This window comes from Bacillus sp. ISL-45, assembly GCF_018613195.1.
GTDB lineage: Bacteria > Bacillota > Bacilli > Bacillales > Cytobacillaceae > Mesobacillus.
Genome location: NZ_JAGGQQ010000001.1, coordinates 108,911 through 131,825, shown reverse-complemented (window position 1 = coordinate 131,825; position 22,915 = coordinate 108,911). Strand labels below are relative to the sequence as shown.

The 22,915-nt window shown below is 44.5% G+C and carries 20 protein-coding genes, 1 other RNA gene, 1 pseudogene and 1 other annotated feature; of the genes and pseudogenes, 15 read left to right on the top strand and 7 right to left on the bottom strand.

The window, feature by feature from the left end; all coding sequences use genetic code 11:
- Positions 1–81: 81 nt before the first annotated feature.
- From rnr to J7E35_RS00665, 8 genes are all read left to right on the top strand, one after another.
- Positions 82–2,472 (top strand): ribonuclease R, encoded by a 2,391-nt coding sequence (rnr, locus tag J7E35_RS00700; protein WP_214776291.1) that lies wholly within the window; start codon positions 82–84, stop codon positions 2,470–2,472.
- Between the two features lie 152 nt (positions 2,473–2,624).
- Positions 2,625–3,092: an SsrA-binding protein SmpB gene (smpB, locus tag J7E35_RS00695; RefSeq protein WP_023613945.1), complete on the top strand. Its 468-nt coding sequence runs from the start codon at positions 2,625–2,627 to the stop codon at positions 3,090–3,092.
- Between the two features lie 157 nt (positions 3,093–3,249).
- Positions 3,250–3,585, top strand: a transfer-messenger RNA (tmRNA) gene (gene ssrA, locus J7E35_RS00690).
- A 951-nt stretch (positions 3,586–4,536) separates the two neighbouring features.
- Complete coding sequence (locus tag J7E35_RS00685) at positions 4,537–5,514, top strand: glycosyltransferase (protein ID WP_251040685.1); 978 nt, start codon at positions 4,537–4,539, stop codon at positions 5,512–5,514.
- Positions 5,487–6,689, top strand: a complete 1,203-nt coding sequence (locus tag J7E35_RS00680; protein WP_214776289.1) for a hypothetical protein — start codon at positions 5,487–5,489, stop codon at positions 6,687–6,689. Before J7E35_RS00685 ends, J7E35_RS00680 begins: the two co-directional genes overlap by 28 nt.
- Positions 6,686–7,705: an NAD-dependent epimerase gene (locus J7E35_RS00675; protein ID WP_214776288.1), complete on the top strand. Its 1,020-nt coding sequence runs from the start codon at positions 6,686–6,688 to the stop codon at positions 7,703–7,705. The genes J7E35_RS00680 and J7E35_RS00675 overlap by 4 nt, the downstream gene beginning before the upstream one ends.
- A gap of 122 nt (positions 7,706–7,827) precedes the next feature.
- Positions 7,828–9,426 (top strand): alkaline phosphatase family protein, encoded by a 1,599-nt coding sequence (locus J7E35_RS00670; protein ID WP_214776287.1) that lies wholly within the window; start codon positions 7,828–7,830, stop codon positions 9,424–9,426.
- Entirely contained in the window at positions 9,423–10,139 is a 717-nt protein-coding gene (locus tag J7E35_RS00665) for an endonuclease/exonuclease/phosphatase family protein (protein WP_214776286.1), read from the top strand. The genes J7E35_RS00670 and J7E35_RS00665 overlap by 4 nt, the downstream gene beginning before the upstream one ends.
- Before the next feature lie 47 nt (positions 10,140–10,186).
- Here J7E35_RS00665 and J7E35_RS00660 read toward each other — a convergent pair whose 3' ends face one another.
- Positions 10,187–10,918: a YwaF family protein gene (locus tag J7E35_RS00660; protein WP_214776285.1), complete on the bottom strand. Its 732-nt coding sequence runs from the start codon at positions 10,916–10,918 to the stop codon at positions 10,187–10,189.
- 134 nt (positions 10,919–11,052) lie between these two features.
- Between J7E35_RS00660 and J7E35_RS00655 the strand changes: the two are divergent.
- Both J7E35_RS00655 and J7E35_RS00650 read left to right on the top strand, forming a co-directional pair.
- Positions 11,053–11,338: pseudogene (locus tag J7E35_RS00655) on the top strand (DUF2935 domain-containing protein).
- Between the two features lie 172 nt (positions 11,339–11,510).
- Positions 11,511–12,074, top strand: a complete 564-nt coding sequence (locus J7E35_RS00650) for an FAD-dependent oxidoreductase (RefSeq protein ID WP_214776284.1) — start codon at positions 11,511–11,513, stop codon at positions 12,072–12,074.
- A 52-nt stretch (positions 12,075–12,126) separates the two neighbouring features.
- On the opposite strand, the gene J7E35_RS00645 is transcribed toward J7E35_RS00650, so the two are convergent.
- The 4 genes from J7E35_RS00645 to J7E35_RS00630 all read right to left on the bottom strand — a co-directional run bounded on the left by J7E35_RS00645 (position 12,127) and on the right by J7E35_RS00630 (position 14,396).
- A complete protein-coding gene (locus tag J7E35_RS00645; protein WP_214776283.1) occupies positions 12,127–12,402 on the bottom strand; it encodes a DUF2188 domain-containing protein in 276 nt (91 codons plus the stop codon).
- Positions 12,403–12,539: 137 nt separating this feature from the next.
- Complete coding sequence (locus tag J7E35_RS00640; protein ID WP_214776282.1) at positions 12,540–12,938, bottom strand: VOC family protein; 399 nt, start codon at positions 12,936–12,938, stop codon at positions 12,540–12,542.
- A complete protein-coding gene (locus tag J7E35_RS00635; RefSeq protein ID WP_214776390.1) occupies positions 12,935–13,711 on the bottom strand; it encodes a phosphosulfolactate synthase in 777 nt (258 codons plus the stop codon). Before J7E35_RS00635 ends, J7E35_RS00640 begins: the two co-directional genes overlap by 4 nt.
- A complete protein-coding gene (locus J7E35_RS00630) occupies positions 13,620–14,396 on the bottom strand; it encodes a 2-phosphosulfolactate phosphatase (RefSeq protein ID WP_214776281.1) in 777 nt (258 codons plus the stop codon). The genes J7E35_RS00635 and J7E35_RS00630 overlap by 92 nt, the downstream gene beginning before the upstream one ends.
- 480 nt (positions 14,397–14,876) lie before the next feature.
- Between J7E35_RS00630 and J7E35_RS00625 the strand changes: the two genes are divergently transcribed.
- The 4 genes from J7E35_RS00625 (at position 14,877) to J7E35_RS00610 (ending at position 19,455) form a co-directional block, all read left to right on the top strand.
- Positions 14,877–15,305, top strand: coding sequence for a cell wall hydrolase (locus tag J7E35_RS00625; RefSeq protein WP_214776280.1), 429 nt, complete (start codon positions 14,877–14,879; stop codon positions 15,303–15,305).
- Positions 15,306–15,644: 339 nt separating this feature from the next.
- Positions 15,645–16,100: a MarR family winged helix-turn-helix transcriptional regulator gene (locus J7E35_RS00620; protein ID WP_214776279.1), complete on the top strand. Its 456-nt coding sequence runs from the start codon at positions 15,645–15,647 to the stop codon at positions 16,098–16,100.
- Between the two features lies 1 nt (position 16,101).
- A complete protein-coding gene (locus J7E35_RS00615; RefSeq protein ID WP_214776278.1) occupies positions 16,102–19,221 on the top strand; it encodes an MMPL family transporter in 3,120 nt (1,039 codons plus the stop codon).
- Positions 19,222–19,275: 54 nt separating this feature from the next.
- Positions 19,276–19,455, top strand: coding sequence for a hypothetical protein (locus J7E35_RS00610; protein ID WP_214776277.1), 180 nt, complete (start codon positions 19,276–19,278; stop codon positions 19,453–19,455).
- 85 nt (positions 19,456–19,540) lie between these two features.
- Here J7E35_RS00610 and J7E35_RS00605 read toward each other — a convergent pair whose 3' ends face one another.
- Positions 19,541–20,173: a DsbA family oxidoreductase gene (locus J7E35_RS00605; protein WP_214776276.1), complete on the bottom strand. Its 633-nt coding sequence runs from the start codon at positions 20,171–20,173 to the stop codon at positions 19,541–19,543.
- Positions 20,174–20,385: 212 nt separating this feature from the next.
- Here J7E35_RS00605 and J7E35_RS00600 point away from each other — a divergent pair, with 212 nt between their 5' ends.
- The gene (locus tag J7E35_RS00600) at positions 20,386–20,928 is read left to right on the top strand and encodes a GNAT family N-acetyltransferase (RefSeq protein ID WP_214776275.1); all 543 of its coding nucleotides are present in this window, start codon (positions 20,386–20,388) and stop codon (positions 20,926–20,928) included.
- Positions 20,929–20,975: 47 nt separating this feature from the next.
- Here the strand turns inward: J7E35_RS00600 and brnQ are convergent, their stop codons facing one another.
- Positions 20,976–22,307, bottom strand: a complete 1,332-nt coding sequence (gene brnQ, locus J7E35_RS00595) for a branched-chain amino acid transport system II carrier protein (RefSeq protein WP_214776274.1) — start codon at positions 22,305–22,307, stop codon at positions 20,976–20,978.
- Between the two features lie 96 nt (positions 22,308–22,403).
- Positions 22,404–22,646, bottom strand: a binding site (T-box leader).
- Positions 22,647–22,915 lie beyond the last annotated feature (269 nt).

Here is a 22,915-nt window from a genome sequence, read left to right as displayed (position 1 = left end):
ATATAAAAAATTTATTGAGTTGTTTTTCACACCATGAGCGACAAAATTACGAAAATAGCCCAATAAAGGAGGGATTTATTAATGGATGAGAATATTAAAGGCCATATAGACAGGCTAATGCATTATATGAAGGATGAAGCTTACAAACCTCTTACGGTTCAGGAACTGGAAAGCGCCTTTGGGATCGAGGACTCCTCAACATTCAAGGAATTTGTTAAAGCGCTAGTGGTCATGGAGGAAAAGGGGCTGGTCGTGAGGACTAGAAGTGACCGATATGGTCTGCCTGAAAAAATGAACCTCGTTCGCGGCCGTTTCAGTGCCCATGCCAAGGGATTTGCTTTTGTCATCACTGAAGAGCAGGGAATGGATGACGTCTTCATCCCGCCTAATGAAACAAGCAATGCAATGAATGGGGATACAGTCCTTGTACGAGTGTCATCAGACAGCTCTGGGCAGCGCCGTGAAGGCACTGTTGTACGCATCATTGAGAGAGGTGTCTCGCAAATCGTTGGTACCTATACCGAAAGCAAGCACTTTGGGTTTGTGATTCCTGATGATAAAAAGTTCACGAGTGACATCTTCATTCCAAAAGAGTCAGGGATGGGTGCAGTCGAAGGGCATAAGGTCGTCGTAAAACTGACGAGCTATCCTGAGGGACGCAAAAGTGCAGAGGGTGAGGTTACCGCGATTCTCGGCCATAAAAATGACCCTGGCGTCGATATCCTTTCCGTCATCCACAAGCATGGACTGCCAATGGAGTTTCCAGATGAGGTACTCCAGCAGGCGAATGAAGCGCCGGACCAGATCAATGAAAGTGAGATTGCGAACCGCCGCGACCTGCGTGAAGAAGTCATCGTCACAATTGACGGCGCTGATGCAAAGGACCTTGATGATGCAGTTCAGGTCACAAGGCTTGAAAACGGCAATTATAAACTTGGTGTCCATATCGCCGATGTTACGTACTATGTAACCGAGGACTCACCGATTGACCGTGAAGCAGAAGACCGTGCCACGAGTGTGTATTTGGTTGACCGGGTCATCCCAATGATTCCGCACCGCTTATCGAACGGTATTTGCTCGCTGAATCCGAAGGTCGACCGACTGACGCTGTCTTGTAATATGGAGATCACTCCAGATGGACAAGTGGTAGATCATGAAATCTATCAGAGTGTCATCAAGACGACGGAGCGGATGACGTATTTCGATGTGAACAGGATTCTCGTCGATCAAGACGAAGAAACGCGCTCACGTTACGAATCTCTTGTGCCAATGTTCGAGATGATGGAGGAGCTTGCTGCTATCCTTCGTAAAAAAAGGATGGAAAGAGGAGCCATCGATTTTGATTTTAAAGAATCAAAGGTATTGGTTGATGAAGAAGGCCACCCAACGGATGTCGTTATGCGAGAGCGTTCTGTCGCTGAAAAGCTGATTGAAGAATTCATGCTGGCAGCGAACGAAACGGTTGCAGAGCATTTCCACTGGCTCGATGTGCCATTCATCTATCGAATTCACGAAGATCCAAAAGAGGATAAGCTTAGAAAATTCTTTGATTTCATTACAAACTTCGGATACCTTGTCAGAGGATCCGCAAATGGAGTACACCCAAGAGCCCTGCAGGAAATCATCGAGGAAGTCCAGGGAAAACCGGAGGAAATGGTCGTTTCAACTGTCATGCTCCGTTCGATGCAGCAGGCGAAATACTATCCTGAAAGCCTCGGACACTTTGGTCTTTCAACAGAGTTCTACACGCACTTCACATCACCAATTCGTCGTTATCCTGACTTGATTGTCCACCGTTTGATCAGGACGTACTTGATCGAGGGCAAGCTCGACCAGGCAACGAAGGAAAAATGGAATGCGATACTGCCTGATATTGCCGAGCATTCATCCAACATGGAACGCCGCGCAGTTGAAGCCGAACGTGAAACAGATGAGCTTAAGAAAGCGGAATACATGGAAGACAAGATTGGGACGGAATACGATGGCATCATCAGCTCTGTCACGAACTTCGGGATGTTCGTCGAGCTTCCTAACACAATCGAAGGCCTTGTACATGTCAGCTACATGACGGATGATTATTACCGTTATGATGAACGCCACCTGGCGATGATTGGCGAGCGAACAGGAAATGTCTTCCGAATCGGAGATGAAATTACTGTCCGAGTCATCAAGGTAAACAAGGATGAGCGCTCAATTGATTTTGAAATCGTCGGCATGAAGGGCACGCCAAGACGTGAGCGGCCGGCACAGCCAAAGATCTTCAAGACGGGCAGCAGCGAGAAAAAGCCGCGCCGCGGTAAAGAAGAAGAAGGCAAGCAAGGCGGCAGAGGTTCAGGCGGTGGAAAAGGATCAGGAGGGGGCAGAAATGGCTCCGGTACCGGTTCAGGCTCCGGTTCAAAACCAAAGAGCAAGAAGAAAAAGTTCTTTGAGAACGCACCAGCCGCGAAGCGTAAATCTAAAAAGAGAAAATAGGCAACTGAAAAAGAGAGCTCCTGCTGAAGGGGCTCTCTGTTGTCCTCTATTGCCGGCAGCTCTTGTCGGGGCTGACCAAGGCGCTTGCGCTTTTCATTGTGGCGGCGTTCGTTATTTGCTAAAATGATAAACAATAGAAGGGGGAAGTTTTTATGCCAAAAGGAGAGGGAAAGGTCGTCGCGCAGAATAAAAAAGCAAACCACGACTATTTCATTGAAGAAACGTATGAAGCCGGAGTCGTCCTCCAGGGAACAGAGATTAAATCAATCCGTAACGGGCGCGTCCAGCTGAAGGATTCATACGCAAAGGTCCATAATGGTGAGCTGTTCTTATATAATCTGCACATCAGCCCTTACGAACAGGGAAACCGTTACAACCATGATCCGCTGCGCACAAGGAAGCTTTTGCTTCACAAACGCCAAATCGCCCAGTTGATCGGTGAAACGAAGGAAGCAGGATATGCGCTTGTGCCATTGAAGATTTACCTGAAGAATGGGTATGCAAAGGTTTTAATCGGTCTTGGTAAGGGTAAAAAGAACTATGACAAGCGTGAGACGCTGAAGAAGAAGGAAGCAGGCCGTGATATCGAGCGTGCATTCCGCGAACGTCAGAAAATGTAAGCTTGTTGGCTGAGGAAGAGTGTACCAGTTGAAAAAAGTACTCAGTGTGTTATAATAATAACTGTCACCACGAGTGACAACATAACTTAATGCTCGGCTTAACCGAGTTCTCCTAACGTCTGTATCATGGATACAGCAGCCTTTTATATGGGGACGTTACGGATTCGACAGGGGTAGTTTGAGCTTAAGTGGCGAGTCGAGGGGATCGGCCTCGTAAAAACGTCAACGCCTATAACTGGCAAAGAAAACAACAACTTCGCTTTCGCAGCTTAATACTGCATAGCGGTTCGCCCCTCCATCGCCCATGTGGTAGGGTAGCGGACTCACTCTAAGTGGGCTACGCCGGATTCCACCGCCTGAGGATGAAGGAAGAGAACAACCAGGCTAGCTGGCCGGCCGCCTGTCGGTAGGCAAAAGGACCAGCGAATCGCCAATATGCCGACTACACTCGTAGAAGCTTAAGTGCCAATATCTTTGGACGTGGGTTCGATTAGTCATTAGTCGCCTTGCGTGGCAACACGCGAGTGAAAATCCGGCTTTATCGGTGAAACCTAAGTCGCGAATAGCGATAGGGCAATGCCGAGTGGTATGTGGAGCAATCCAACAGCCATGTATCGACTTATAGGCTGCCAGCCTGGCAGTACTAGGATGCGTGATCTATCCGGGAGTCCGGATAAAACTACATCTCGCATAATACGCCGGAGGACCTGGTCAAACAGGTTCAAGATATAGTCAGTGCCATGGCGAAAGCATGGAATAGCACGTCCCACCGTCTCCACCAATACATATGTTGGTGGATTTTTATTTGCAATAAACTACTAAAGCATAAGTTTGCCAAATGGCAGGCTTATGCTTTTTTGTTAGAGCTGTTTTCGTAAAGATTGTTGTTAAAATCCTAAAGCCGATTTTAACGTAATTAAGAATGTCATTTTGCTGGTCGGTATTAAGTTTGCCTGCTCTTTTCTCACAAAAGAGTCAACTTTGGGAAGAAAAATAGGCAATTCAATCCTTTTTTGTAGTCAATAGCAACAAAGTTTGAGAAAAGAGCCTTTTGTTAGAGCTATTTTCAACAAAGTTTGAGAAAAGAGCCTTTGTTAGAGAACTAATTATACCGAGCTGCCTGCTAAATCTTTAACTAGCAGAAAATGATGATGCACTTTTGCGTTAATGATCACTGTTCATACTGACTTTTTTACTGTTTCGATCTTTTAACCCAAAAATAAACAAAATCCCCCAACCCTAAATAAATTCTTGCCGGTCTGTCCATGTCCTCTTTTCGATTTTTGCATAATTTACACTAACATGCATATTCAGTTGAAAGGAGAAGATGGATTTGCCGACAGCTATGCATTTGAATTTACGCCTTGATCCCACGCAATATATCCCACAGATACGTCATGTCCCCGGATATGATTATATTCATTTAGTGCGCCAGCCCAAATATATGACGGATTTGTCATTGTTGAATGATAGAGTCTATTACCTTAGTGAAATTTTGGATCCAAAAGAGTTTGTAAAGAAACATAATGTCTCCTTGCTGCATGCCCATCATGGGCAATTAGGAGCTTTATTGCTGCCGTTCAAAGAGAAGACAAAGCTTCCTTTGGTGACCAGCATCCGTGGCAGGGATGCGACGTTAGGCGGACAGCCTGTTGGTTATTTGGATAATCTGAAATTGCTCTTTGACAAGGGTGACCATTTTTATCCTGTGTGCCAATACTTGGCTGACCGGATTATTTCCTGGGGCTGTCCTCCTGAAAAAGTCAAAGTGCTTTACGGTGGTGTTGATTTAACCAAATACCATTACAGGGCTCCAGCTGCGGATGGGGCGCAGGATATTCTGTCTGTAGGAAGATTAGTAGAAAAAAAGGGCCATGATGTGTTAATGAAAGCATTCCGGAAAATAAAGGATAGATTCCCTCAGGCCACCTTGACGATAATCGGCAGGGGGGAACTGAAGGACCAGCTTGAATCGTTGGCGGCTCAACTTAATTTGGGAGATTCATTCCGGTTGTTGAATCATCTTCATAAAGATGAAGTCCGGAAACGTATGGCGAATGCTGATTTGTTTTGTGCAGCCAGTCTGGAAGCATCGAATGGTGATCTCGAAGGCATACCGAACACGCTAAAAGAAGCAATGGCCCTTGGTGTACCTGTCATCTCGACTTATCATGCAGGCATTCCTGAATTGATCACTCATAAACAGGAAGGATATCTGGTTGAAGAAAACAATGTTGAGGAGCTTGCGGCGGGACTTGAATTTATGTTAAGCCATAAGGCATTGTTGCGGGATTATACAATTGCCGCAAGAAAGAAAGTTGAACAGCTTTTTGATGAAAAGAAGCAGCTTCATTTACAAGCAAAGTATTATGATGAACTGTTAGGAGGAAGAGCATGCAGTTTTTTGAATCTATTAATTTAAATCAAAGTGCCGAAAGTATTGAAATTGAGGCCAGTAAGGACTATCCAATTGTTAGCAGGGGTCCCGAAAGTGTCATTTTTAAAATATCCAATGAGCAATGTTTAAAAATCAGTACCAGCATGGAACAGCTTAAGCTAGAGGCAGACGGCCTTGCTGCAGCGCAAAAGCTACCCTCTATACCAAAGTTATATAAGGTCGGGACGAATTATATCATCAGGGAATTTTTTGATGGACCAACCTTAAAGAATTACCTGAGGAACTGTACGTATCTTCCTGAAACCATTGCGAAAGAGCTTCTGGCAATCATAAAGGGCATGAAAAAAGCAAAATTAATGATGGGCAGTGACCCGCTGAAGCATATTTTTGTCCTCGGGAATGAAAAGTTAAAATGGATCAGTCCTATTAAAGCGACCAAGGAAAATCCTCCTGTTCCGCTTACCTTACTCAATGACTTGAAGGGGATTTTACTGCAGGATTCATTTTTGGAACATGTAAAAAATCTGGACCCGGGTCTATATAATAAATGGATGGTGTTTATAATGGAAAATCAGGTGGATTATAAGAGGTCTGCTGCTGACGCTGAAGCGAATTTTGAAAATTTAACACATAATCTGATTGGCCAAGGGCGTCAGGGTGCAGTCTATCGGGTTGATGAAGAAAAATGTGTAAAAATTTATCCAAAACAGAGCCACTTTCTTAAAGAAAGGGAGGTTTTACTATCAAGCCAGCACCTCTCTTTTATCCCTAAAGTCTATGAAACGGGTCCTAATTATATTTTAATGGAATACTTGCAGGGACCGGATTTAAATACGTTTTTAAAGAAGCAATCAACACTGCCGGAAGAAGTCACGGTCAATCTCCTGGAGATACTGGAATCCATGAGGAATTCAGGCTTTGAGAAAATCGATGCACCTTTAAGACATATATTTGTCACGGGCCAGGGGTTCAAGTTAATCGACCATGTATATTCATTTTCTAAAAAACAAGAACGTCCGCTTGAATTATTCAGAAACCTGCATGACCGGAAATTCCTCGATTCTTTTCTAGATCAAGTCAAAGTGATTAACCCCCAAATCTATACAGAATGGACAAGTAGGCCAATACCCCTTTCAAAAGAAGAGGCGGCGAAAGAGGTTAAAAAGATTAGTAAAAAAGAAAAGGGCCAGCGGAAATGAAGATATTAGTAACCGGGGCTGCAGGGTTTATTGGCTTCCATCTTGCCTGTCGGTTATTAGCTGAAGGCTATGAGGTGATTGGGGCAGACAATCTAAATGACTATTATGATGTCCGCTTAAAGGAAGACCGGTTAGAAATTTTGCGAAAAATGCAGGGTTTCCGGTTTTATAAAATTGATTTAGCAGATTCCGAATCGGTCAATGCTGTTTTTGAGAAACACGAAATTGGTATAGTGATAAACTTAGCCGCACAGGCAGGAGTACGCTATAGCATCAGCCACCCGCATTCATATGTCCACTCTAATATCAGCGGGTTCCTGAATATTTTAGAGGCTTGCAGGGATTATCATATAAAGCATCTAATATTTGCCTCTTCAAGTTCTGTTTATGGAGCGAATGGAAAGGTTCCGTTTTCCACATCAGACCCGGTTGACCATCCCGTTAGTATGTATGCGGCCTCCAAAAAAGCGAATGAATTAATGGCACATACGTATAGCCACTTATTCAATGTTCCAGCCACCGGACTTCGGTTCTTTACCGTGTTTGGCCCATGGGGACGTCCGGATATGGCATATTACAGCTTTACAAAAGACATTACAGAGGGTAACAAAATCAAAGTATTTAACCATGGTGATATGAAAAGAGACTTCACTTATATTGATGATATAGTGGAAGGGATCATTGGTCTTCTTCATCGCCCTCCATCCCCGAATCCCGAATGGGATCCAGAGCATCCTGAACCGGGCTCAAGCTATGCACCCTATAAAATTTATAATATAGGCAACAATCGCCCGGTTAAGTTAACGGACTTTATTCAAATATTGGAGAAGCTGATCGGCAAAAAAGCAAAAATGGAATTCCTGCCGATGCAGCCAGGAGATGTCAAGGAGACATACGCAAGTATTGACGACTTACACCAGGTGAGCGGCTTCACTCCTCAAACCTCATTGGAGACGGGGTTAAGCAAGTTTGTTAACTGGTATAAACAATATCATTTAAAAGAAAAAAACGAATAAACAAAGGTCAATGCGTTTCCAATTAAGTGGAGACGCTTTTTAAATGCCCTTCAATAAAAGTGGCTTTCGATGGGCATTCTAAATTACATTGAATGTATTAAGCAGGGGTGAATAAATCATTGATGAAGTTTTTAATTCCTTTACTCTTATTGATCATCATTACAGTTATAGCCTATATTATGTTAATAAAATCTCCTAATAACCCTCCCAGCCAGCTTCAGCAGCAACAGCAGAATCCCCCTCCTTCAAAACGGGTAGTGATGATTGTAGTCGATTCCTTGATGGACCAGCCTCTGCAGTCGAGTCTTGAGGAAGATAAGGTGTCTGCCTTACGGTTTTTAATCAATCATGGCAAATATTATCCCGAAATGGTAAGTGCCTTTCCAACGATGTCTGTTGTTATAGATAGCACCTTATTGACAGGAACCTATGCAGATCAGCATAAAGTTCCGGCTCTCGTCTGGTATGATTCAAACGAGAAGCGTTTCATCAGTTATGGAAGTGCCCAAAAGGAAATCAGGAAACTTGGAGTGAAACAAGTTTTAGAGAATAGTCTTTTCCAGCTGAACCACCGCCATTTGAGCCCTGCCGTTAAAACAATCCATGAGGAACTGAAAGGGCAGTCAGCTTCCATAAATACTCTTGTATACCGCGGAGGGCACAGCAAGCCTTTATCTGTGCCAAGAGGGTTAAGCTGGCCTGGTCTTGTTGAAGAAGACGCATCTATTAAAGGGCCTGAATATTTTTCCTATGGTCTATTATCAAAGCTGGACCCGAAAAATCCACATACACATTTGTGGCAAGGGTTTGGCTTTAATGATCAATTTGCCGCACAGGAACTGAAGTATTTGATCAAGCATAATCGGCTTCCATCCTATTCGCTGGTTTATTTTTCGGATAACGATAAACAGGTCCATAAGAAAGGCGTCTCCGTCACGAAAGGAATCGAAGATGCGGACAAGCAGCTGCAAGAGATCCTGAATACCTATCCTGCATGGGAAGAGGCGTTAAATGATACGGCCTGGATCATCATGGGAGACAGCGGGCAAACCGATTTAAAGAACGATAAGGAGCAAGCATTAATCGATTTAAGGGTGCTGCTTAAAGAATACCGTATCCATAAGATCGACGGGCCGGTTAAAGAAAAAGACCAGATCGTCCTGGGATTAAATGAGCGAATGACCTTCATTTATCTTCTGGACCAGAACATTAAAATAGATGATTTATCGAGTATTCTCAGTAAAGACAGACGGATTGACCAGATTGCCTGGAAACAAGGGGAGAGTGTAAAAGTTATATCGGGAGATCACAGTGGGTATCTCTTATTTAAACCAAACGGAGACTTTGCTGACCAATACGGGAAGACTTGGTGTATTGAAGGCAACTTTGACATTTTGGATCTTGAGGCAAATGGGAAAAACCAAATAGAATACAACGATTATCCAGATGGTCTGGCAAGGTTATACAGCTCCTTTTACTCTCATTCAGGCATTTATATGGTTGTTAACGCTAAGCCTGGTTATGAATTTGTTGGCGAAGAGTCTCCAACACATGTTGGCGGTGCCGCCCACGGGTCGCTCCATAAGCAGGATACATTTTTCCCGGTGATTGTGGCAGGTACAGAACAAGAGCCTCAACACGAACGAATAATGGATTTTAAAGAGTGGGTAATGAGGATTCTGGAAAGTCCAGAATTAAAGAAATCCGGAGGCGCAAAGTGAAAATTAAAGTAATGACATACAATATCCATCATGGAAAAGGGATGGATAAAAAGGTGGATTTAAACAGAATTGCTGACGTTATTTCGAAAAGTGGCGCAGATATAATCGGACTGAATGAAGTTGATAAAAATTACTCAAGCCGGAGTGATTTTATCGATCAAGTACAATTCCTTGGAGATGAATTGAAACTGCATTACGCTTTTAGTCCATCTATATCTTTAACATCAAAAAAGGCAGATGGCATCAGACAATACGGGAATGGACTTCTTTCCCGCTTTCCGATCCTTTCGAGCAAAAATTATTTGCTTAACTTTATTCCTGGACTCATCGAGGGCAGGTCAGTACTTGAAACAACTATTGAAGTTAACAAGAAACTGCTTGGCACCTACGTAACCCACTTAAGCTTAAATCCCGGCCTTCATAAAAAACAAAGTCAGTTTATTTTTGAAAAAGCAAAAAGCCCGGCGATAATTTTAGGCGACTGGAACATGAAACCACACAGCAGAAAGTGGGGAAGAGTAACAGCGAATTACCGGGATGTTTGGAAAGAAGCCGGAGGAGAACCTGGGCTTACTTATCCTTCAACAAAACCAAGATTGAGGCTTGATTATATTTTTGTAACTGAAGAGTTAAAAATAAATGATGCCCGTGTTATTGATACAGAGCCAATCGCTTCAGACCATCTGCCGGTGATGGCAACCCTATCAATTTAAAGCCTGCCCAAAATGAAGAGCACAACTTCAAAGTTGTGCTTTTCATTTTATTGGTGTTCAGTTTTTTTGAGAAGACCAGCTAGCCAGAACGGCAAATACAAAATGAAAAAAGTAACAAGCGCAATGGCTTCCAGCGAAAGAATATACCAAGGCCATGGTCCGAGATAGTCAATGAGCGACGGATTGATGGGTTTTTCAGAAATGTACATATAGTTTCCTTCGATCAGGAAATTGACGATGAATACGATCAGAGTATAGACGTTCAGCCAGAGAAACGCTTTCCATATGGACTTCCCGGTCGGCCTGTATCCTGCGACAAACACCATGAACAGATTGGCGATTACCGTTCCGCCATGTGAAATGAAGAAATGGACATAGCGGTAGTGTGGGAAGGTGTACAGGCTGATGTCCGGCGTGATCATTGCCTGCAGCGCGCTGCCGACACCGACAAAATAGGTGAATTCAAATAGTGCATATCTTCTTGTTAAAAGTAAAAGGGCGGAGAGGATGAGAGAAATACTGCTCAGATGAAGGGGCAGCGAGTATTGGTAACTCCAATGGCCGCTCCACCAAAGCCATGCCTGCAGGCTGATTTCAGAAATGATCAGCACAAGAAATAATCCAACCCGTGCAGTACTGTTGACACGAGGATCCCTCAGCGTTTTACGAAACAAGAAGAGCAGGATGACCATAAGCAGGAAAGCCGCAAGTGTATACAGGTGAACACTGGAAAATAGCTGAAAGACAGTTTCTGTACCTGGCTCAAAAAGTTCCCTCATAAAGCCCTCCTCCAATCGTGTAATAGTTCAATTTTTCCATATTACACTCTTACTTTAACATATTCTCAACTGGCGTATATATGGTTAGAAAAACATACATTTCATACGATTACCGTTTTGAGGAGGGTGGGATCATGCAGTTTTATTACGGCGAGCAGATGCCCTTGCGGATATTGAATGAAGCTGAGTTTTGGAAGCATCAGGAGGATGAGCATACTGTAGTGATCAGGGAGTTGACCCTGATTTGGAACAGGAATATGTGAGCGCACTGAAAGAATGGGAAAAGGTATTAGGGGAGACCCGCCAAGTGAAGCAGTGAGAAGTAACCCAACCGCCAAAGTGGTACTGGACCACATGATCCGGGAATCAGAATACTTTGTCGGGATTGCCCAGGCGCTTTTGTACCAGCAGACAACTTAGAAAAGCAATCAAAGAATCAGCCAGGTGTTTGGCTGTTTTTTTGCCTTGTTATGAAAAAGCTTTTTGATCTTCTGCTGTGTTTTTATGCCAAAACTCCTAGTTCTAAAACTTTCGCTTACAGAAAGAAATCTGTTATGATTATAATGAAATAGAGAAAAGGAGGATTTTTCCTATGTATGATATAGCAATTATTGGAGCAGGCCCTGCAGGCGGAAGCGCAGCGATTTTCGCGGCAAAGGCTGGCAAAAAAACAATCGTGCTGGACAATAATAAAAGCGTAACGAAGCGTGCCTGGATGGAGAACCACTATGGTGCTCCTGAAATTGCAGGTCCTGATTTAGTAGAAACTGGCATCAAGCAAGCGAAGAAATTTGGTGCTGAGTTCGTCGAAACGACAGTGACTTCTGTCAGCAAAACAGACAGCGGCGTTAAAGTCGTAACTGAAAACGGCGAGTATGAAGTCAAGCATGTGATCATCGCATCAGGGATGATGACGGATGTGGCTGAAGCATCAGGTCTTGCAACAAAGGATGGCACAGAGCCAAGAATCAAGACGATCTTTGACGTAGATGCTGCCGGAAAAACTAATGTTGAAGGCGTTTGGGCTGCAGGTACATGCGCAGGTGTCAGCATGCACACTATCATCACAGCTGGAGACGGCGCAAAGGTCGCCATCAACGTCATCAGTGAGCTGAACGGCGAGCGTTATGTAGATCATGATGTATTGAAAGCTTAATAGATAGTAAGAAACCTTGCCGCTTTTTGCTGCAAGGCTTCTTCATGTTGGTTTAGTTGCTGTAGTTGAATTGTTCCTCAATCTTCCCATCCTCATCATGGATGTAAGCCATGGTTCCCGCTTCTTCTGCCAGGCGTTTTGCTTCATCTGCAGCCTCAGATTTTGAATCGGCCGTAAATTGTGGATCGTCCTCGCCTTCTTTCTTGACGGCCCATCCTTCTTCATCATGAGGAACTGCATGGAATCTTGCTTCATCTGTACCTGCGCGGTCTTTAAAATATTCTTCTTGTTCCATATTATCATTGTTGTTTTTGTTGTCCCGTGCCATAATAATCCCTCACTTTTCTTTAGTTTACCTTGGAAAAGGTACTATAGATTTACCCGCTATGTATATATAGAAACATCAACCCTGCTCTTAGAAAAAACAACCAAATAAAAGAGCCCCGGAAAAGGGCTCCGAATCTGTTAATAAACCATCGCTGGATCATGGTAATATTTGAATTCCAATAAATTATTAGCCGGGTCTATCAGGAAGAAGGTTACATGCTCTTCTTTCTTTCCTGGAAAGCGGACCATCAGTTCCTGGAAAAACGTCAGTTTATTTTCGACTGCATATTCATGGGCAAGGTCGAATTCCTGCTTTTTAATAAAGGTAATGCCAAAATGGCGGGGATACATTCGGGGCTCAGGGTCTATTTTTTCCGGATTCAAATGACAGACAACCTGGTCACCGAAAAAATCAAATGTCACCCTGTCATGATATCTTCTTGCCAATTTACAGCCAAGCCGTTCGTAAAAATCCACTGTTTCATCAAGCTCCTTGCACGGGATAGCAAGATGAAACACTTTGTCCGTATCTCTCATACCCGTTCCTCCTGATAATTATGAAAAGTGTCTGAGCGCAAGCCCAGCCTCAGTGTTTCCAGAGCTATGGCATCCGCGAATGGGATATTTGCAAGATTGACCTGTGGACCGGCCGAGCTGAGGAAGCATGTTTGCATTTTCTTGTTCGGTGCTTCAAAAATAAGGTGATCCAGGTTCAGTCCCGATGAAATGATCTCTTTGATGATATCGAACCGTATGTCTCCGCTGCCGGTGCATATGCCGCTCGTTCCGCCTTCCCGCGCCTCCGTGATCACTTTCTCTGCCCCTGCTTCAAAGTCTTCGTGAATATATTCAATCCATTCCTGTGAGCTGGAATTCCCTGAAATCATACTGTCTTTGCTCCCGACTTCACTGAAGATGTTGAATTCTCCGGCGAAATCGGAAATATATCCAGCTTTTTCCCTATTGGTGATCGGCAGCGTCCCATTAGAAATCTCAATATAACGACAATCATACATCTTACAGTAGCGGTAAAAGTCATCCAGTTTGTTCTGGCTCAGGAATTTCTCAAATAAGGTGCCGCCGAAAAAATAGTCAACATCGTTTTCCTTTAAGCACGTCATTTTCTCTTCAAGGTTCAAAGAAACGATTGAGGTGCCCCAGCCGAATTTTACAAAGTCAATATAATGGCCTGCCCCTTTAATCGTGTCTTTAAAATAATTACAAGGAAGACCGTTGTCTATTAAGATTGTCAATCCCCTGGTCCTTGGCTTTTCCTGCCGCGCCGGGAGCTTTAAACCAAAATGTTTCATCATCATATAACCTCACAATTCTGGGTAATCCCTTTTTATCATCCACCACCATTACAAAGGCTTCATCAAGCTCTTTTGTACAATAATCGAGATCCCGTGCGTCAAAGTCCGGCTGTCCGTGATCAAAAAATTTCCGGGCTGCCTCACAGCTTACTATCCTTTGTACAACATCCTCTGCTGCGAGGGTTGCATCATCCTCGATGATCGACTTGATGTATTCAGCGCAGGCGAGGTCATCATCCCCGTCAGGATGGGAGGCGATAATATTAATTAAGGCATCCTGCCTGCAAGTTTTCAGAATATGCCCCGCTGTTTTCCTTGCATTTGAAAAACCTGTCGCATAGACTTTCTCTGCGTTCAAAGCATTCAGAAGTGCTCTTACTCCATTTGTCGTCTTCTGGACTATTGTTCTTCCCCTGACATCCTCACCGCTGATTCGTCTCGGAGAATTATCGAGGTCGAAACCAGCAATGGGCAGTCCCTTGATTTCTCCGGCTAAAAAATAATTTGGGTATTTTTCCTTTAAAGCCACAGCTTCCGAAACCGAATTAACGAGGAGGATTTCCTTTGCCCCTCCAAGAAAGGCATGGTGTGCAACAGTGAAGGCCCTGATGACATCGATAACAATATTTGCATCAGAAAACGGCAGATTATGCTGATGGCCTTGGTAGATATTTACTCTCATATGTTCTCTCCCCCTAGCAGTTTATTAGATTAAATTCCAGGTATCTGAGTGATTGGAATTTTTATATGGACACTGCAGAGTGAATCTTAAAAACCCATGCATTTACATTTGCCTAAATTACAAAAGATTATATTCATAGGGACTTATATAGGTACCTTATCCATCGTAAATAGAACCCTTTCTTAGTGCATACAAGTACTGGTGTCCGAAAAAGGGGATAAATTTGGACCCGCGAATGTGCGTCAGGATTTACACTCATGAGAACGATATCCACTAGGTCATCTTTCTCGCATTGCCATATGGATTCCTCGCGCCCGAGTCTTAACATTTTTGCCGCTTTCTTTTATATGACAAAGACTAGTCCGATTTAAACAAATAAATAAATCCGTTATAGCCCGAGCCATCAACAAATAAGCTTAATAATGGCACTATTAAGATTTTTACAGGAAACAGAGGCAAAAAAACGGTGGGGGTTATGCCATGGCAGTAGTGAAGCATACGGAGGCTGATGTCGATCTGTTGGCCCGATTGTTAAGAGCAGAGGCTGAGGGTGAAGGGCAGCAGGGAATGCTGATGGTGGGAAATGTAGGGATCAACCGGATACGTGCGAACTGTTCTGATTTTAAGGGGTTAAGGACCGTTCCGCAGATGATTTATCAGGAACATGCTTTTGAGGCAACGCAAAAGGGTTATTTTTATCAACGTGCAAGAGAAGCTGAAAAGAGACTCGCAAGGCGTGTGCTGAAAGGGGAGAGGCTATGGCCGTCCAAATATAGCCTATGGTATTTCCGGCCTTCAGGAGATTGTCCGCCGACATGGTACAATCAGCCGCATGTCGGCCGGTTTAAGCTTCACTGTTTTTATGAACCAACAGGTGAAGAGTGCGCAAATATTTATAACACATTTTAAATAGCTGGACTGCCTGAAAACCTGGGCAGTCTTTTTGTTTTCTTAGGGCTGTTTTCGTAAAGATTGTTGTTAAAATCCTAAAGCCGATTTTAACGTGATAGAAGGCCATTTTGCTGGTCGGTATTAAGTTTGCATGCTCTTTTCTCACAAAAGAGTCAACTTTGTGAAGAAAAATAGGTCATTTCAATCCTAGCTTGTATTCAATAGTAACAAAGTTTGAGAAAAGAGCCTTTCTTATTGACATAGGAAGTGATTAGGATTAAAGTTAAAAAGGTTAATAGTTAAACAGTTGAACAGTTAAACGATGGAATAAGTTTAGAGCGGGGTGAATATATAGACATGTGTGATAAATCAATCAAGGATTTAGTTGACCATTATATCCATGTTTCTTTTTCGGTCAACAAAATTGCCGAGGGACTGATCAAGGAAGAAATAGGTTCCGACCTGACGAATGACCAGCATTATACTTTGCGTTATATCGATAAGGTTGGCACTTGCACATCCTCCGAGCTGGCTGAAGTTTTCGATGTCAAAAAGAGTGCGATCACGGCGATCATTACTCGGCTGTGGGAAAAAGGGCTAATCCAGCGGGAACGGGATGAAAATGACAGGCGCCTGGTATACCTGTCTTTGACTGACAAGGGAAATGAACTTTTTCGGAAGACGGAGGAGCGGATACAGGCGCTAGTAGGATCCTTTATTGAAAAATTCGACCAGGATGAAATCGTCCAGTTCCTTAAGACGTACGACAAGCTGAATGACATTTTAACAGAAAGAAAGAGCAGGGTGGAGTAACGTGAAATTCATTATTAAGCAGAAATGGTTTGTCATTATTGTGTGGATTCTTGTGGCTGCAGGCCTGTTCATGGCTGCGCCGAATATGGCTGAACTTGTCCGGGAAAAAGGCCAGATTACCGTGCCTGACGAGTACTCATCAACATTGGCCGGCAAAATCATGGACGACGTAAGGAAACAGGAAGGCGGAGGGGATGATACCCAGGTCGCACTCGTCTTCCATAGCGAAAAGAAATTGACTCAGGACGAGATCAAGGAAGCGGAGAAAGCAATCCGCGCACTTGAAGATAACAGGGAAGAAATCGGGATTACCGATATCCTGACACATTTCAATGAAGAAAGCCTTAAGGAACAGCTTGTTTCTGACGATGGGAAATCGATCTTAACCTCAGTCACGGTCAATTGGAATGACCGCGAACCAGCGGAGGTAAGCAAGCTTCTGTATGAAACGATTGAAGATATCGAAGTCGACCACTATTACACAAGTCAGTGGCTCATCAATGAAGACCTGATGACAAGCTCTGAAGAAGGTTTGAAAAAGACTGAAGGTATCACAGTCGTCTTTATCCTCGTAGTGCTTTTGCTGGTATTCAGGTCTGTCGTCGCTCCTGTCATTCCATTATTGACAGTCGGGATGGCCTATCTTGTTTCACAATCAATCGTAGCAATGCTTGTTGATCAATTAAATTTCCCGCTTTCAAACTATACGCAGATTTTCCTTGTTGCCGTCTTGTTCGGGATTGGAACGGATTACTGTATTTTGCTGCTCAGCCGCTTTAAGGAAGAGATGACACATAATGAAAGCGTGCCGGCTGCGATTGTCGCAACATACAAGAACGCGGGACGTACCGTCTTTTTCAGCGGTGTAGCGGTTATGATCGGATTCGCTGCTATAGGATTCTCAGAATTTATTTTATATCAGTCCGCTGCAGCTGTAGCGATTGGTGTCGCAATGCTCTTGCTCGGATTATTCACTATTGTCCCATTTTTTATGGCGGTATTAGGACAAAAGATTTTCTGGCCTTCAAAACAAAGCGCTGAACATGGTGAAAGCAAGCTATGGGGAACAGTCGGCAGCTTCTCACTGGCTCGTCCATTCCTCAGCCTGTTGATTGTGGCGGCAGTATGCGTACCATTCCTGTTTTCCTACGATGGGGAGTTGAGCTATAACTCACTGGATGAAATCAGCGGGGATGTAAACTCAATCAAGGCCTTCAACGCAATCGCCGACAGCTTCGGGCCTGGTGAATCAATGCCAACCCAGGTCATTTTGAAAAATGACGAAAGAATGGATTCGGCAGAATACATCGAGCTGGCTGAGAGAATCAGCACTGAATTGGAAAAGGTCGACCTCGTTGACACCGTTCGCTCGGTGACAAGACCAACCGGCGAACCAATCGAAGACTTCTTCGTATCCAAGCAGGCTGAAACACTCGGTTCAGGACTTGGAGAAGGCAAAGAAGGCCTGGATAAAATCAGCGAAGGTCTTCAGGAAGCAGAATCTGAACTGTCCAAATCAGCTCCGGAACTGGATAGTACAGCTGATGGCATCAACCAGTTAATCAATGGAACGACCGAAATTAAGTCAGGTCTTGGTGAAATCCAGACCAACCTGGAAAAAATCGAAAACGGCATCCGCAAGGGGTCTGCTGGTTCTGACCAGATTCAGGCCGGCTTAGCAGAAGCTAAAGCGGGAGCCGAGGCATTGCTTGCTGGGTATAAGGACCTTCAGGGAAAATATGTTGAGATGCAGACAGGTCTGGCAAAGCTGGAAGCCGGCTACAAAAAGGCTGGAGATGGGATTGCCCAACTCTCAGGCGGGATCTCACAGGCCAATGGCGAGCTTTTTGGTTATTTGGAACAGAGAGACCAAACGTTACAAGCAGACGAAAACTATCAGCAAATCAAAGACCAGATTGGCTATCTGGAAGGTGAGCTGGCAAAAGCTTCAGCAGGCCTGGAGCAGCTTAATGAGCAATTGCCTCAGCTGACCGGCGGGATGGCCAAAGCAAATCAAGCCTTTGCCGAAGCTCTGGCACAGCAGGCAAACTTCGGTCCTGGCCTCCAGCAGCTCATCGACGGAATCGAAGAGCAGCAGTCAGGATTAAATCAGCTAGCTGACGGGCAAGGAAAGATTGTCGATAACTTTCCTAGGCTGACGAATGGCCTGACCGGAATCAATGCCGGACAGCAGCAGCTGCTTGCCGGATTTGGCGGTCTGGGAGGCCAGCTTGAACAACTTACAGATGGTCTCAGCCAGAGTACGGACGGGTTGAACCAGGTATCTGAAGGCCTTGGCTCTGCACAGGAGTATCTGGATGGCCTGGCTGAATCGGATTCCAATGGCTTCTATTTGCCGGCTGATGTACTTGAGAGTGAAGAATTCACCCAGGTATTCGATGTTTATATGTCAAACGACCGCAAAGTCATGACGATGGACGTTATTTTCGAAGCGAATCCTTATTCAAATGAAGCGATGGCTCAGGTTGCTGAAATCGAGGAAGCAGTTGAGCGAGCGACGAAAGGGACGAAGCTTGAGAACGCAGATTTGGCAATTGGCGGCATCACGAGCACGAACGCCGACCTTGATACGATGTCCGGCCAGGATTACTCGCGGACGGTCATCCTGATGCTGCTGGGGATCGGGATCATCCTGGTGTTCCTGTTCCGCTCGATCATCATGCCAATCTACATTATCGGCTCACTGATTTTAACCTATTATACAGCGATGGCGGTCAACGAGGTCATCTATGTTGATATCCTTGGATACTCAGGCATCAGCTGGGCAGTACCGTTCTTCGCCTTTGTCATCCTTGTTGCCCTTGGAGTCGACTACAGCATCTTCTTGATGGACCGTTTCAATGAATATAAGAATCTATCAATCTCTGAAGCCATGCTGCTGTCGATGAAGAAGATGGGAACAGTCATCATTTCGGCTGCTGTCATCCTCGGCGGAACATTCGCGGCAATGATGCCATCAGGCATGATGTCCCTGCTGCAAATCGCATCAATCCTTCTTGTTGGATTGTTCTTATACGCATTCATCATGCTGCCGTTGTTCATCCCTGTACTGGTAAAGAACTTTGGCGAAGCAAACTGGTGGCCGTTTAAAAGGGCATAGTAAGAAAAGCGTAAGCGCCTTGGTCAGCCCTGACAAGTGCTGGAGGGCTGGCCAGTGAAGTCGCTCTTTGACTTCATTGGGCAGACCGAAAACGAAATGTATAGCCGACTGCCCAGAAACGGAGAAATTGGAGACTTCCACAAAGAAGCGCTTTTTGCTTCTGCCGGCGGAGTTGAAGTTTCGGAGTTTCTAGGAGGCGAAACTAGACAAGCGACTCGAGTGGCTAGGCGCTGAAGCTGGACAATTATCGAAGTTGAATTTTATACATTTTAGATTTTAAAAGAGAGGCAGACCACTTTGTGGCTGCCTCTTTCTGCTATTAGCATCCATCCACTCCGCATGCTAAACCATCATCTGAGTCTCCCATTTCTGAATGGATCACTTGTTCCAGCGCTTCTTTCGACCTCATTCCCGGAACGACCCTGTCACCAATGATGAAGGTGGGGACAGCGGTTATATCAACCTCGTTATATGCATGGTGAAGAGCCTGCTGATGTGCCTCTTTATATTTCCTTGTTTCCAGTGCTTCACGATACTCCGTTTTATCCAGGCCGATCTCTTCAGCAAGCATCGTCAATACCTCGACATCCCCAATATCCAGCCCTCTCTGGAAAAAAGCACGGAGCATATGGTCGTTATACTCATTTCCTTTTCCTTTCTCCTTCGCATACTGATAGCCCTCGAATGCCAGATGCGTATATGGCTGGGGAGACACATCCGGAAGGACAATGTCGATGCCCATCCGCTCAGCCATTGGGTAGACGGATTGCTTCCAGGTGCTTTGCAGATAGTGTTCTTCAGGCTTCAGTGTTTTGTTCGGATAGGGTCTCAATTCAAAAGGCATCCATTCAAGTCGGACATCCTTACCCTTTATCGCTTCCATTAGCGGAAACTCCGCCAAAAAGCAAAATGGTCAAACGTAATCAGAGTAGATTTTGATATTTAGTGTCATAGCAGCCTCCTGTAAAATTGTTATCTTTAGATTTTGTTTGGATTATACCTTTATACATCGAACATAAAACTTACAATAATTTTTATTGCCTAAAACGCGCGGAAACCATAAGATGGAAATATCAAACTTAAAGGGGATAGTATATTGCGTATATATAGCTTGGTTTTTTCAGATGAAGAGGTGAAATTAATACTAAAATAGGAGAAAAAATAATGACAAAGAATCTTTTTCGCGGCCAAACGCTAAAGCTTACAGCAAAAAGGGAAGGGGATATAGATATCATCGCTTCCTGGGATGAAGACCCGGAGTATTTGAGAAATGTTGACACCGATATTGCGATTCCCCGCCCAGTTGAACATTTTGAAGGTGAGGGTGATCCGAGTTCGAATAGCTTTTACTTCCGCTTACGGACGATCGAGGATGACAGGCTGATTGGATTTATCGTCATCCACAGCATCGAATGGAATAATCGGGCTGGAATGCTCGCAATGGGCATCGGCAACGCCAATGACCGTGGTAAAGGGTATGGTTCCGAAGCGCTGCAGCTGATTCTTCGCTATGCCTTTCATGAACTAAACCTGAACCGTGTCGGCCTGGATGTCATTGAATATAATGAGCGGGGAATCCGTGCCTACCAGAAAGCTGGCTTTCAAATCGAAGGCAGGGTGAGGCAAGGGGTCCATCGTGATGGCAAAATTTACGACCGAATCAATATGGGAATCCTAAGGCCGGAGTGGGAAGAACTCTCCATATAAAAAATAATGGACCGGGCATACTTCACGCCCGGTCCATTTCAGTCCTATTATTCTGAGGCCGCCTTTAACTCTTTAGATGGAACAAGCCTGTCACAGGCCCAGCCGGCAAGTGCGCCAACAAGTGCAGGCAGCAGCCAGCCCAGTCCCTCCGCATATAGCGGCAATGATTTTAGAAGTGATCCGAGTGCCTCTGACTCAACACCGAATGTCTTCAAACCGTCAACTACACTCACTAGTGCTGTTGCAAAAACTGCTCCCACATAGACTCCGCGTGCCCCCTTGAAGAAACGGTCAAGGAAGGAGAGGATGACAAGGACGATCGTGATCGGATAAAGGACGATCAACACTGGTACCGAAATCGAAATGATCTGGTTGAGGCCAAGATTCGCGATCAATAAGCTGAACACTGTCACAACGAGTGTGAAAGTCTTATAAGGAACCTTTGGCATCATTTTGGCGAAAAATTGGCTTGTCGCGGCTACAAGGCCAACTGCCGTTGTGAAGCAGGCAAGCGTTACGATCAAACCGAGCAGCAGCATGCCTGGCGCCCCGAACATCAGCTTTGCTGATTCTGTTAAAATGGCACCGCCATTTTCGTATTCACCAACAGAGGCTATTTTTGCACCAAGAAGGCCGACTGTTACATATACAAAAGCTAATCCGATGCCAGCGATTACGCCAGCTTTCATTGTTTCCCTTACAACCTGCTTGCGTTCCAGCTTTTTTTTCTGCTGGATAGCTCCAACCACAATGATACCAAAGGCCAATGCAGCAATGGTATCCATCGTCAGGTACCCTTCCAGGAATCCCGTAGCAAATGGAGCTGATGTATATTTTTCAGATACCTGTCCAAACGAACCTTCCAGCTTGAAAAAGCTGCCAATCACGAGCAGGACGATCGCCGCAAGCAAAACAGGCGTCAGGGTGCTTCCAATCCGTTCGACCATTTTTGAAGGGTTTAACGTAACCCAGTAAACGAGTGCGAAAAAGACTAGTGTAAACAGCCAAAGTGCTGTGGAATTCAGTCCGGATTCCCCAAGGAACGGCTTAACGGACATTTCAAAAGCGACATTGGCACTCCTTGGAATTCCGAAGAAAGGTCCGATCGATAAATACACTGCAGCGCTGAAAACGATTGCAAAAACTGGGTGTACCTTAGAGCCGATTTCTTTTATACCATCCTTAGCCATCGAAATGACAACAACAGTCAATAATGGCAGTCCAACTCCGGTTACAACAAAACCAAGCATGGCTGGCCAAAAATTCGCCCCTGCTTCCTGCCCCAGGAACGGCGGGAAAATCAGATTCCCTGCTCCAAAAAATAATGCAAATAACATAAGACCGATTGTGAGTGTTTCTTTACCCCTTAAGCTTCCCATTCTTTTTCTCCTCCTAATATAATGTTCTGGCACTGAGAGTATAGGAACTTCTGAACGGAATGTTATACAATGAAAAACAAAAAACTCGACCCTAATACTAGGGACGAGTTGCGCTCGCGTTACCACCCTGATTCCGCACAAACATGCGGCTCTCATCAACGTACCATCATACGTGTTCCGTTTAACGGCGGACCAGCCGGCAAAGCTTACTGCAACTTGGTTTCAGCTTTGCATCTCAGAGATGATGTTCCTCTATAATCTGAACACCGGCTTGCAGCAAATTACCGGCTCTCTGGGGATCAGGTTCCATAAAGGACGTGTTCTCGTCATCGATTTTATTATTGTAAAATATATTAACAAGAACTATATTAATATTCAGATAATGATATGTCAATACTATTAGCCAAGGAAAGTTTTTCATTTTAAGCCCGATACCCTCGGAATGCCCTGCTTAATAGACAATTTTGAAGCTCGTTTTCTTCAAAATGTCTAAGAAGCCCTGTTTAATAGACATTTTTGAGTGCTTTACTCTCCGAAATGTCTAAGAAGCTCCTCTTAATAGACATTTTGACGCCCAAGACACTTCGAAATGTCTAAGAAGTGTTGTT

Excerpts from the sequence above, each read along its gene's own strand:
- rnr (WP_214776291.1), top strand. The coding sequence starts at position 82 with ATGGATGAGAATATTAAAGGCCATATAGACAGGCTAATGCATTATATG.
- smpB (WP_023613945.1), top strand. The coding sequence starts at position 2,625 with ATGCCAAAAGGAGAGGGAAAGGTCGTCGCGCAGAATAAAAAAGCAAAC.
- J7E35_RS00685 (WP_251040685.1), top strand. The coding sequence starts at position 4,537 with ATGACGGATTTGTCATTGTTGAATGATAGAGTCTATTACCTTAGTGAA.
- J7E35_RS00680 (WP_214776289.1), top strand. The coding sequence starts at position 5,487 with ATGCAGTTTTTTGAATCTATTAATTTAAATCAAAGTGCCGAAAGTATT.
- J7E35_RS00675 (WP_214776288.1), top strand. The coding sequence starts at position 6,686 with ATGAAGATATTAGTAACCGGGGCTGCAGGGTTTATTGGCTTCCATCTT.
- J7E35_RS00670 (WP_214776287.1), top strand. The coding sequence starts at position 7,828 with ATGAAGTTTTTAATTCCTTTACTCTTATTGATCATCATTACAGTTATA.
- J7E35_RS00660 (WP_214776285.1), bottom strand. The coding sequence starts at position 10,918 with ATGAGGGAACTTTTTGAGCCAGGTACAGAAACTGTCTTTCAGCTATTT.
- J7E35_RS00650 (WP_214776284.1), top strand. The coding sequence starts at position 11,511 with ATGTATGATATAGCAATTATTGGAGCAGGCCCTGCAGGCGGAAGCGCA.
- J7E35_RS00645 (WP_214776283.1), bottom strand. The coding sequence starts at position 12,402 with ATGGCACGGGACAACAAAAACAACAATGATAATATGGAACAAGAAGAA.
- J7E35_RS00640 (WP_214776282.1), bottom strand. The coding sequence starts at position 12,938 with ATGAGAGATACGGACAAAGTGTTTCATCTTGCTATCCCGTGCAAGGAG.
- J7E35_RS00635 (WP_214776390.1), bottom strand. The coding sequence starts at position 13,711 with ATGAAACATTTTGGTTTAAAGCTCCCGGCGCGGCAGGAAAAGCCAAGG.
- J7E35_RS00630 (WP_214776281.1), bottom strand. The coding sequence starts at position 14,396 with ATGAGAGTAAATATCTACCAAGGCCATCAGCATAATCTGCCGTTTTCT.
- J7E35_RS00625 (WP_214776280.1), top strand. The coding sequence starts at position 14,877 with ATGGCAGTAGTGAAGCATACGGAGGCTGATGTCGATCTGTTGGCCCGA.
- J7E35_RS00620 (WP_214776279.1), top strand. The coding sequence starts at position 15,645 with ATGTGTGATAAATCAATCAAGGATTTAGTTGACCATTATATCCATGTT.
- J7E35_RS00600 (WP_214776275.1), top strand. The coding sequence starts at position 20,386 with ATGACAAAGAATCTTTTTCGCGGCCAAACGCTAAAGCTTACAGCAAAA.
- brnQ (WP_214776274.1), bottom strand. The coding sequence starts at position 22,307 with ATGGGAAGCTTAAGGGGTAAAGAAACACTCACAATCGGTCTTATGTTA.